We start from the raw sequence: 2,997 nt of genomic DNA on the forward strand, positions 1-2,997 counted from the left end.
TGGCGATATGGTATTGAAGAAGATGAACATATACGACTACCGATTTGTCGTTATCTTTGCTTAGCTTGCGGCATCACCATTTCTATTCTGCCAAGTTTTTTGATTCCTTATTTTCAATATACATTATATATGATCTTTAAAGGGATTGAGCGCTATTTGAATGGGGATTTGCGTAGGGGTGGCCGGCAACTGCTAGAACAACATATCAAGCGGTTTTACAAAGGAATACATTGGATTCATAGCTATTTTGTGCACGAAGGGTATTCGAATGGGTTATCTAAAAACACTAAAAAAGAAGCCCTAAAATACAAGAAAATGATCCAAGATACTGGCATATCTTCCTTCTTTCAAAGGAGCTGGGGTCACTTATCATCATATTTTATGGGCACATTAATTTTACCATAATTTTCGTGATAAAAAAATAAAGACTGTCCCACATAACTTTTGCCTATGCAAGTATTGGCGAACAAAGTAGAATAAAAGCAATGGATAACCGGTTGTCCTTCTAATAAAAGGAGGCAAATCCAATGGATGAAAAAACGCGGGAAGAAATTGCTTTATTTCGTTATGGCTTGATTGCGCCGCTCTTTAATAAGCAAAGAGAACCAAAAGAGTATTTTCAAGAACTGGAAGGAAAAGTACATCAGGTACCCTATTATGGAGAACGAAAGGTTGCAGCGAAAACGATCCAAGAATGGCATTTAAATTACCGAAGAAATGGATTCGAGGCTTTAAAGCCGAAAAGACGGGCAGATCGTGGAGGTTCTCGCAGGCTCTCTCCAGATGATGAGGATCATATTCTCAAAATAAGAAAAGAAGAATATCTGCATATGCCAATAACTGTGTTCTACGAACAATTAATTCAACGTGGTGAAATTCAAAAGGATCATGTTTCTTATGCCACGATTAACCGATTATTAAAAAAACACAAGCTAGCTGGAAAGCATCATATGAGTTTTTATCCAGAAAGAGAGAGAAAGCGTTTTTCTCATGATAAAGTTAATGTATTATGGCAGGCAGATTTATCGCATGGTCCGTACATCCGAATGGAAGGGAAAATGAAGAAAACATTTCTTATTGCATACATCGATGATTGTTCAAGAATCGTACCTTACGCGGAATTTTTTTCTTCGGAGAAATTTGATGGCCTTCGAGAAGTAACAAAAGAAGCACTTCTGCGATATGGAAAACCGACGATGATTTATGCCGATAACGGAAAGATTTATCGATCAGAAACCCTGCAGTATGCCTGTGCGCAGTTGGGAATTACTTTAGTTCATACACAGCCATATGACCCTAAAAGTAAAGGGAAAATAGAGAGGCTGTTCAAAACGATTCAAACGAGGTTCTATCCATTATTAAAAAGTAATCCAGCCGATTCGCTGGAAGAGCTAAATGAAAGATTTGGGCGGTGGCTAGAGGAGGATTACCACCGGAAGCCACACGCCTCTCTTGATGGAAAGACACCCCATCAAGTATTTCAATCCCAATTAGATCATATCACATTTTTAGAGGATCATTCCATACTAGAGACAGTATTTTTAAAAAGAGCAAAAAGAGTCGTAAAATTAGATGGGACGATTACGTTGGATAAGAAATTATATGAAGTTCCCGCTTCTTTCATTGGTCAGAAGATTGATCTTCGACTCGATGATCGAGCGGTGTATGTGTTTGAAGATGGAAAAAAAGTAGCACAAGCGATAGCCGTTAACATGGAAGATAATGCGCATGTCAAACGAGCCCCATCCCCATTTGCGATAATGGATACGGTTCAACGGAAGGGAGAGACGGATCATGTATAAATCCTTTTATTCGTTGGCTAAGATGCCATTTACCAAAGAGATGAATCATGTGGATGCGTTTGAATCTACGATTTATCAAGGAGCATTAAATGGTTTAGCGTACTTACAAAAGTCGAAAGGAATCGGTTTAATTATAGGTGATCCTGGGGCTGGAAAAACATTTACATTACGAAGTTTTAAGGAGTCACTCAATCCATCTTTGTATCATGTCGTCTATTTTCCATTGTCTACTGGAGGAGTGATGGATTTTTACCGAGGGTTGGCTTATGGTTTAGGTGAAGAACCCAAATTCCGCAAAGTAGATCTATTTCGCCAGATTCAATCAGGCATTGAACAAATGGTGGAGGAACGTAAAATTACTCCAGTCTTCATTCTTGATGAAATGCACATGGCAAAGGATGCATTTTTACAGGATCTAGCCATTCTCTTTAACTTTCAAATGGATTCGACGAATCCATTTATTCTCATACTATCTGGTTTACCGCATTTAAAAACACGGTTAAATTTAAATCATCATCGACCATTGGCTCAACGTATTATCATGAGATATCAAATGCAAGCATTAAGCAAAGAAGATGTTTACGCGTATATAGAACACCATTTAAAGTTAGCGGGATCAAGAATACCAATATTCAGTCCTACGGCCATGGAAGCAATCGCGTTACGATCACAAGGTTGGCCCCGTATTATCAATACATTAACGACGAATTGTCTTTTATATGGAGCGCAACAGAAGAAAGAACAGATTGATGAAGAAATCGTGCGTCTGGCAGCTGAGGAAAGTGGTCTGTGATGAAAGAAGGAATCATGATTTCTAATCATAATGCCTGGCAGATATGGATTGGGCAAGAGGCTTTTATTGTGTATGAAGGGATGCCTGTAGAAATAAAATTCCAGAGCGACTATTTGAATTTTATTATTGGGAAGGACTACGATGATTGGTTTGTGATGTATAAGGGGTCAGTCGCATTTAATCTTCGCCACCCCGATGTTTACAAGATACGTGTGGCGCCCATTGAATTAATGAGAGAAGAAGATGTCTTTTGAAAGGCATCTTTTTTTCTTGAAATAGTAGAGAAATAGCGTGCATATTCTTTTTCACATATGAAATAAAGTGAAAATAATAGCACATTACCCCAGATAAACAGCTGAATTAGTTTGAAATAGATGACCTGGAATAATGTGCTAGTTTACA

The 2,997-nt window shown here is 38.2% G+C and carries 3 protein-coding genes and 1 pseudogene; all 4 read left to right on the forward strand.

The annotated features are described in order from the left end of the window. Positions 1-405 (forward strand): annotated as a pseudogene (locus GN217_RS19120) (hypothetical protein); the annotation flags it as partial. Positions 406-527: 122 nt separating this feature from the next. Then, the gene (locus tag GN217_RS18440) at positions 528-1,802 is read left to right on the forward strand and encodes a DDE-type integrase/transposase/recombinase (RefSeq protein WP_156858102.1); all 1,275 of its coding nucleotides are present in this window, start codon (positions 528-530) and stop codon (positions 1,800-1,802) included. Then, complete coding sequence (locus GN217_RS18445) at positions 1,795-2,595, forward strand: ExeA family protein (RefSeq protein WP_156858103.1); 801 nt, start codon at positions 1,795-1,797, stop codon at positions 2,593-2,595. The genes GN217_RS18440 and GN217_RS18445 overlap by 8 nt, the downstream gene beginning before the upstream one ends. Further along, on the forward strand, positions 2,595-2,849 hold the full coding sequence (locus tag GN217_RS18450; protein WP_156858104.1) for a hypothetical protein: 255 nt from the start codon (positions 2,595-2,597) through the stop codon (positions 2,847-2,849). The genes GN217_RS18445 and GN217_RS18450 overlap by 1 nt, the downstream gene beginning before the upstream one ends. Positions 2,850-2,997: the final 148 nt, after the last annotated feature.

Origin of the sequence: Oceanobacillus sp. AG (assembly GCF_009746545.1) — a bacterium.
GTDB classification, from domain to species: Bacteria; Bacillota; Bacilli; order Bacillales; family Amphibacillaceae; genus Oceanobacillus; species Oceanobacillus indicireducens.